This window comes from Marinobacter sp., from assembly GCF_041595835.1.
Classification (GTDB): Bacteria; Pseudomonadota; Gammaproteobacteria; order Pseudomonadales; family Oleiphilaceae; genus Marinobacter.
This window is the reverse complement of the sequence record NZ_JBFHJO010000077.1, coordinates 1-6360: the sequence shown is the minus strand read 5'-3', so window position 1 is coordinate 6360 and position 6360 is coordinate 1. Positions and strand designations below refer to the sequence as shown.

Here is a 6360-nt window from a genome sequence, read left to right as displayed (position 1 = left end):
TACCGGCAGGTGGATGCCAATCAGGTCACCAGCGCGGAGTACACCGGGCTGGTCTGGGCTGTTGGTGTTGGCTGGATCTGGTTTGGTGAAGTACAGGCGGCAAACTAAGATTGCCCTCTGCAATCCTCAGCGGCTGAAGTGTCAAGCCGCCTGGGTGGTGGCAATAAAGCCGGCGATGCCGGTCAGCACTATTTCTGCAGCCATTGCAGACAGAATCAGGCCGCTGATTTTAGACATGATGTTCAGGCCTGTTTTGCCTAACACTTTTTCCAGATAGCTCGATAATCGCAGTAACACCCCCAGAACAAACAAACTGGATACCAATCCAAGCAATCCGCCTGCTACTTCGGGCACCGCTTTCAGTTCAGCACCGTATACCAGAATCGCACCGATAGTGGCCGGACCAATCATCACAGGAATCGCCAAGGGCACTACGGCAACATCGTCACGATCCTCATCCGGCAAACCCGTTGCGTGATTTCGGGTACCACTGGTTACCAGGCTGATGGCGGTGAGGAACAGCAAAGCACCAGCGCCGATACGGAAAGAGTTCAGAGTAATGCCAATGGCACTGAACAGCAGAGGACCAGCGAAAAACAGGATAACGCCAAGAATGAATGCGGAAATACAGGCACGGCGAATAATCGACGCTTTCTCTGAAGCAGGTAAACCTCGGGTTAACGCCAGGAACATGGTTACCACAAAGAATGGTGCAAGCAGAAAAAGAAAACGGATAGTACTGCTGAGATAAGTGGCGAAAAACGTTTCAAGCATTCAAATAAATCCGGCGGTGGGTTATAGCCGGTAAGCATAGCCGCTGCAGACCGATCCTGCCGTAAGGAAGAGGACCTATCCGGCACCAACTCAGTGATTAACGCTTGATAGACGGCTTTCTGGGTTTGCCCGGTTTTGAAGGCCGCCCCTTCGAACTGCCAGGATTACGCCCACCGGCTTTCGGGCCACCGGCTGGCTTACTACCTGGCCTTCCTGGGCGCTTTCCGGGCCCGGCACCGGGGGCTTTACCTCGCCCTTTCCGTGCCGGTTTTCCCCCCGTACCCGAGCGAGCCGGTTTTTTCTTCGGTTTACTTGCTGCTGGCTCAGCCTCGGAAGAAGAATCACGAATGGCATCAAACAGCGTCGCCAGTTCTTTTTCAGTCAGGTCCCGCCATGAACCAACCGGCAGGCCGCTGAGGGTCACGTTCATTATCCGAACCCGCTCTAAGCGAGTCACTTCGAAACCGAAATATTCAGCCATACGCCGAATCTGACGGTTAAGCCCTTGAACCAAAGTAATGCGGAAAACAAAGCGGGATAGTTTTTCGACCGGGCAGGGTTTGGTCACCGTACCGAGAATCGGTACACCACGGCTCATCCCTTCAATAAATTCTTTCGTTACAGGCTTATTCACCGTAACGATGTATTCCTTTGAATGATTATTGCCGGCCCGCAGGATCTTATTCACCAGATCCCCATTACTGGTCAAAAAGATCAGCCCCTGGGAATCCTTATCAAGACGGCCTATAGGAAAAATCCGCTCACTGTGGCCAACAAAGCGCACAATATTGTCTCTTTCCGCACTGTCAGTGGTACTGACGATACCAACAGGCTTATTCAGGGCAATGAAAATCAGATCCTCTTCATCCCGCGGCTCCACGACCTGACCATTCACCTTAACGGTATCACCCGGCATCACCTGATCACCCACCTTAGCCCGACGCCCGTTGATGTAGACATTGCCCTGTTCGATATAACGATCAGCTTCCCGCCGGGAACACATTCCGCTTTCGCTGATGTATTTGTTCAAACGGGTGGACGTTTTGGTGACCATGGAGCTCTGCCAGATATGAAAGGTGAATGAGTTAACAACAACGCGCACAACACAACCTGCGGCATCATCCCATCGCGGTGCGGGCTCGGCAACCGCTCAGACAACCGGCCACTCAGAAAAAACGGAGCCAGATACAGAACTTACACCATACCTAGACTAAAGAATTAGGTAGTTGTACCAGCATTTTTAATAAACATTTCCTTTTCCACTGTTAGAATAGGGAGTTTTTTATTCTCTCTGATTGTCGGCATCATCCTATCCCGCTGCCCACAGAACCGTTATCTGCAAAACATGAGGTAGACCATGTCAACCACAGCCCGAATTCGCTGTCCGAAACTCCGTAATCGCATCATGAGCGCAGAAGATGCTGCAGCTCTGATCCCCTCGGGCGTCAATGTCGGCATGAGTGGCTTTACTGGCGCAGGTTACCCCAAAGCGGTCCCCCAGGCTCTGGCGGAACACATCCGTGCGGCGCGGGCACGGGACGAGCAATTCAGGATCAGTGTATGGACGGGTGCCTCCACAGCCCCGGAACTGGATGGAGCTCTGGCTGAAGTAGACGGCATTGAAATGCGGCTGCCTTACCAAAGTGACCCCTTGTGCCGCCAGAAAATCAACGAAGGCAAAATGGAATACATGGACATTCACTTGTCTCACGTAGCCCAGCATGCCTGGTCCGGTTTCTTCGGTAAGCTGGACATTGCCGTAATCGAAGTCGTAGGCATTACCGAAGACGGCAAACTGATTCCATCGTCATCGGTCGGCAACAACAAAACCTGGATTGATCAGGCAGACAAGGTCATTCTGGAAGTGAACCATGGCCAAAGCGCCGGACTGGAAGGCATGCACGATGTTTACTATGGCACGGCCCTGCCACCCCGTCGTAAACCCATCCCGATTACCCATCCTGATGAACGTTTCGGCGAAAAATATCTGATGTGCCCGCCAGAGAAAGTCATTGCCGTGGTAGAAACTAACGCGCCTGACAGAAACTCCCGCTTCAGCAATCCGGATGAAAACTCCCGCCGTATTGCCAGCCACCTGCTGGATTTCTTTGCCACCGAAGTAGAACATAAGCGCTTACCACCGGAACTTCTGCCACTGCAGTCGGGTGTTGGTAACATTGCCAACGCTGTAATGGCAGGCCTGAACGAAGGGCCTTTCAATAACCTGACCGCCTACACTGAAGTGCTGCAAGATGGCATGCTGGCTATGCTGAAATCCGGCAAGCTGGCTAAGGCTTCAGCGACGGCGTTCTCCTTAAGCCCGGAAGCCAACGAAGAACTGGCGAACAATATCGATTTCTACCGGGACCGCATTGTTCTGCGCACTCAGGAAATCAGTAACCACCCGGAAGTTATCCGTCGGCTGGGAATTATCGCCATGAATGGCATGATAGAAGCCGACATTTACGGCAACGTGAACTCTACCCACGTGATGGGCACCCGTATCATGAACGGTATCGGTGGTTCTGGTGACTTTGCGCGCAACGGATACCTGTCCGTGTTCATGACCCCATCTACGGCCAAAGACGGCTCCATTTCGACCATCGTTCCCATGGTGTCGCATGTGGATCACACCGAGCATGATGTACAGATTGTGGTCACCGAGCAGGGTCTCGCCGACCTACGGGGCCTGTCTCCCCGCCAGCGAGCATTGAACATTATCGAAAACTGCGCACACCCGGATTTCCGGCCACGGTTGCGTGATTATTTTGAACGCGCCTGCAACAGCGGCCGGGGCATGCACACTCCGCACCTGCTGGAAGAAGCACTGAGCTGGCATCACCGGTACGAAGAGTCCGGGCAGATGTAATCCCCGGACCGTCAGGCAGCGGTTTATTCAGTCGTGTTGTATACATACGACGACACGGTATCGTCGCTGTTGAACCGAACCACGAGATCGGTGGTTTCTGCATCGCCAATCGCAGACCACCGGTACTTGCCGTAAGTCCAGGTGCGCTTGCCATTTTCAATGCCAGTGCGCCATGGCTCACCAAACATGTTCTGGATATCAGCCCGAGTGGTTTCACCAACGTGAATCTGCTCCACATTATGCGTGGCAAAATCCCGGCCAACCGTTGCGCAGCCAACCACCGCTGCGAGCAAGACAACCAACCCGGCCATCTTGAGATTATGAAACATTGCCATATCGAACTCCTTTAAAAGCACCTTAAGGAAAGGCCCACATCATAGGCGCCTCTTTGCTCCTCTGCGATTACGAGTTGGATAACTTTTAGACACAAAAAAGCCGCGGGCCCAAGGCTCGCGGCAAATAAAACCGAAGGAGTAAATTCGATCAGTAAAGTGTGGTCAGGGACTTCTTAGCGAAGGCGCCCACTTCATTCAGGCGACCTTCTTTTACCTTCACCAACCATTCAGGGTCTTGCAACAAAGCACGACCAACGGCAATCAGCTCAAACTCTCCCTTAGCCATTCGCTCAACCAGCTCATCAATGCCGGACTGTTCCACTGCTTCTTTTTTGCTGGCGAAGGTGCCACTGATAAAGTCTTCCGTCAGGCCAACGCTACCCACAGACATCGTAGGAACACCGGTCAGTTTCTGCGTCCAGCCTGCCAGGTTCAGGTCAGACCCTTCAAACTCTGGCTCCCAGAATCGACGGGTAGAGGCGTGAAATATATCCACACCGGCTTTTACCAGGGGCTGCAGGAACTGCTCAAGCTCTTCCGGAGTGTTCACCAAACGCGCGTCGTAGTCCTGCTGCTTCCACTGAGAGAAACGAAGCATGATCGGGTAATCAGGGCCCACACGGTGACGAACCTCTTCCACGATTTCGACAACAAAACGCAGGCGGTTTTCCATGCTGCCGCCGTATTCGTCATCACGCTGATTGGTGCCTTCCCACAGGAACTGGTCCAGCAGATAACCATGGGCACCGTGGAGTTCCACACCGTCAAAACCCAGAGCTTTGGCATCTTGCGCCGCATCGCCAAAAGCTTTAATGACATCTTTGATATCTGCTTTGGTCATGGCCTTGCCGTTAGGCTTGCCTGGGGCAAACAACCCCGACGGACTGTAACCCGGCTCAGACGGATCTGGCTCCGTACCTTCTTTACGCACCCCACCCACATGCCACAATTGTGGAAAAATAGCGCCACCAGCTTCATGTACTGCGTCGACCACTTTCTTCCACCCCGCCAAGGCTTCGTCGCCGTAGAAAGCAGGTACATTAGGGTAACCATTGGCACCAGGATGATTCACCGTGGTGCCTTCGGTAATGATCAGGCCAACTTCGGCCTCAGCACGGCGGCGGTAGTAATCCACAACGTTTTGACCCGGCACACCCTTGGGCGAGAAATTCCGGGTCATAGGCGCCATGGCAACGCGATTGCGCAGCTTGAGGTTATGGAGTTCAAACGGTTCAAACAAAGGACCTAGATTCATACTCATAATACTGTGCAACCTCATCAATTTGGTTTCTTTAAGCAACCCTATTGAATTTGGTTTCAAAATGCAACCCTATTGGGTACACTCCCTTATATGGCCAGAAAACGTTTTGATGACTCTAATTGCTCCGTCGCCCGAGCCCTCAATGAAGTGGGTGACTGGTGGTCTTTGTTGATAGTGCTGCATGCGATGTACGGCACCCGACGTTTTGTGGATTTCCAGCAACAGCTGGGCATTGCCAAAAATATTCTGTGTGACCGTCTGGCCAAATTGGTTGATAACGAAGTATTGCGCAAAGTTGAAGTCGGCGAGCACGGCTCCCGCTTTGAGTACCGCCTGACAGAAAAAGGCCGGGACCTCTTCCCGGTTGTTGTCGCCCTGCGCCAGTGGGGTGATAAGTGGAACCCGTCACCCGAAGGCCAGCAACTGGATTTACGAGACCGGGCAACCGGCCAGCCAATACGGCCCGTTACCGTTCAGAATAAAGAGGGTGAAACCTTAACTATTCGGGACGTTCTTGTGGCCGAAGACCTTCAGGCCGCGAAGGATGCTGAATGAACATCGTGGAAAACCACACACCCCTGATTTTATTGAGGTAGGTCAAAAGTACTGTCCAGCTTGCCCAGCCATTTTCCATTTCTTGCCCTAAATCAAGAACCGCAACTCAGCCGCCTGTAAATTGGAACAATCGAACGAATTTCAATTTAAGGAGATGGCTATGTCTCGTGGTTTCAAACTTGGTGTTCTGGCTGCGGCCGTGATGGCAGTTGCTCCGGCGGCTCAGGCTTTCGAAGCGGGTGACTTTATTCTGCGTGCAGGTGCTGTACATGTGGCACCGGATGATTCAAGTGACTCTATTACTGTTGGTGGTGGCCCTCTGCTGGGAGCCGGCGTGGATTCCAAAGTCAGCGTTGACAGTAACACCCAGCTGGGTATTCGTGCGACTTACATGTTCACTGACAGCCTTGGCCTTGGTGTATTGGGCGCAACACCATTCAAGCACAATATTAATGGTGGCGGAGACCTGCCTACCAACCTGAATCTGGGTGAGACAAAACATCTGCCGCCAACATTGACGCTGCAGTACTTCCCTATGGATAACGCCTCCGCCCTGCAACCTTATG

The 6360-nt window shown here is 52.8% G+C and carries 7 protein-coding genes; 3 read left to right on the top strand and 4 right to left on the bottom strand.

Annotation, left to right across the window (positions count from 1 at the left end; translation table 11 throughout):
* Window positions 1-141: 141 nt before the first annotated feature.
* Window positions 142-774 (bottom strand): MarC family protein, encoded by a 633-nt coding sequence (locus ABYA77_RS14410; RefSeq protein WP_372966654.1) that lies wholly within the window; start codon window positions 772-774, stop codon window positions 142-144.
* A gap of 97 nt (window positions 775-871) precedes the next feature.
* On the bottom strand, window positions 872-1828 hold the full coding sequence (rluF, locus tag ABYA77_RS14405; RefSeq protein WP_372966653.1) for a 23S rRNA pseudouridine(2604) synthase RluF: 957 nt from the start codon (window positions 1826-1828) through the stop codon (window positions 872-874).
* Between the two features lie 303 nt (window positions 1829-2131).
* Between rluF and ABYA77_RS14400 the strand changes: the two genes are divergently transcribed.
* Window positions 2132-3643, top strand: coding sequence for an acetyl-CoA hydrolase/transferase family protein (locus ABYA77_RS14400; protein ID WP_372966652.1), 1512 nt, complete (start codon window positions 2132-2134; stop codon window positions 3641-3643).
* 23 nt (window positions 3644-3666) lie between these two features.
* Here the strand turns inward: ABYA77_RS14400 and bamE are convergent, their stop codons facing one another.
* Window positions 3667-3972 (bottom strand): outer membrane protein assembly factor BamE, encoded by a 306-nt coding sequence (bamE, locus tag ABYA77_RS14395; RefSeq protein ID WP_372966655.1) that lies wholly within the window; start codon window positions 3970-3972, stop codon window positions 3667-3669.
* A gap of 154 nt (window positions 3973-4126) precedes the next feature.
* Window positions 4127-5239 (bottom strand): NADH:flavin oxidoreductase, encoded by a 1113-nt coding sequence (locus ABYA77_RS14390; protein WP_372966651.1) that lies wholly within the window; start codon window positions 5237-5239, stop codon window positions 4127-4129.
* A gap of 90 nt (window positions 5240-5329) precedes the next feature.
* Between ABYA77_RS14390 and ABYA77_RS14385 the strand changes: the two genes are divergently transcribed.
* Window positions 5330-5794: a winged helix-turn-helix transcriptional regulator gene (locus ABYA77_RS14385; RefSeq protein WP_372966650.1), complete on the top strand. Its 465-nt coding sequence runs from the start codon at window positions 5330-5332 to the stop codon at window positions 5792-5794.
* Window positions 5795-5954: 160 nt separating this feature from the next.
* Window positions 5955-6360, top strand: a 406-nt coding sequence (locus ABYA77_RS14380; protein ID WP_372966649.1) for an OmpW family protein, incomplete at its 3' end; no start/stop codon positions are given.

Bases quoted from the DNA above. Each gene is read 5' to 3' on its own strand.
- ABYA77_RS14410 (WP_372966654.1), bottom strand. From the start codon at position 774: ATGCTTGAAACGTTTTTCGCCACTTATCTCAGCAGTACTATCCGTTTT.
- rluF (WP_372966653.1), bottom strand. From the start codon at position 1,828: ATGGTCACCAAAACGTCCACCCGTTTGAACAAATACATCAGCGAAAGC.
- ABYA77_RS14400 (WP_372966652.1), top strand. From the start codon at position 2,132: ATGTCAACCACAGCCCGAATTCGCTGTCCGAAACTCCGTAATCGCATC.
- bamE (WP_372966655.1), bottom strand. From the start codon at position 3,972: ATGTTTCATAATCTCAAGATGGCCGGGTTGGTTGTCTTGCTCGCAGCG.
- ABYA77_RS14390 (WP_372966651.1), bottom strand. From the start codon at position 5,239: ATGAGTATGAATCTAGGTCCTTTGTTTGAACCGTTTGAACTCCATAAC.
- ABYA77_RS14385 (WP_372966650.1), top strand. From the start codon at position 5,330: ATGGCCAGAAAACGTTTTGATGACTCTAATTGCTCCGTCGCCCGAGCC.